General features: G+C 76.7%; 1 protein-coding gene. It reads left to right on the forward strand.

Annotation, left to right across the window (positions count from 1 at the left end; genetic code table 11):
* Positions 1 to 1,027 (forward strand): NB-ARC domain-containing protein (locus JHN45_RS52145; protein ID WP_236585079.1); only part of this gene is annotated, 1,027 nt, incomplete at both ends.

Below are 1,027 nucleotides of genomic sequence, written 5' to 3' on the forward strand. Positions count from 1 at the left end.
TTCACCGGCCGCGGCGACACCTTCTCCGTCCTGCGCGACATCCTCGCGCGGCCCTCCGCGGAGCCCGGCTCGCACCCCCTGGTCGTCATCAGCGGCATGGCCGGCGTGGGCAAGAGCGCCCTCGCCCTGCACACCGCGCACGCGCTGCGGGAGCACTTTCCCGACGGGCAGCTGTACGTGAACCTGCACGGCGCCACCCCGGGCATGGCACCCCTCACCGCAGGCCAGGCCCTCCACGCGCTCCTCCGTGACCTCGGCGCCGAACCCCGGCACATCCCCGAACACCCGGACGCGGCAGCCGCGTTGCTGCGCTCCCTGCTGGCCCCCACCCGCACGCTGATGGTGCTGGACGACGCCGGGAACGCCGCCCAGGTACGGCCGTTGCTGCCGGGCGGCACCGGCTGCGCGGTGCTCGTCACCAGCCGTTCGCCGCTGACCGCCCTCGACGGCGCCCGCCGCTTCCCGCTCGCGCCGCTGTCCGGGGAGGACAGCGCGGCACTGCTGCGCGCGGTGTCCGGCCGCGACGGCCTCGACGCGGCCCACCCACTCGTCGAACTCACCGGCCGCCTCCCGCTCGCGCTGCGCGTCGTCGCGGCCCGCCTCGCCGCGCGCCGGGCGCTCACCCCGGGTGTCCTGGCCGGTCAACTGGCCGCCACCGAGGGCCGGTTGCACCACCTGGAGTACGACGACCTCAGCGTCCGCCGTTCCCTGGCGGTGGCCCACGACGCGCTCGCCGCCTCCGACCGCGAGACCGACCGGGACGCGGCCCTGGCCCTGCACCACATCGGCGCCCTGGACCTCCCGGCCTACGGCGCCCCCCTGCTCGCCCGCCTCACCACCACCGACGAACGCCGCGCCGAGGCCGCCCTCGACCGCCTGGTCGACGTGGCCCTCCTGGAGGAAACGGCATACGGCCGCTACACCCCCCACGACCTGATCCGCGACTTCGCCCGCGAACTGGCCGCGGCGGGGCCGCGCGGTGATATCGCGGGGGCCCGGGCGCCTGGTGGGGGTGCAGGGCCAGGGC

Origin of the sequence: Streptomyces sp. MBT53 (assembly GCF_016654115.1) — a bacterium.
Classification (GTDB): domain Bacteria; phylum Actinomycetota; class Actinomycetes; order Streptomycetales; family Streptomycetaceae; genus Streptomyces.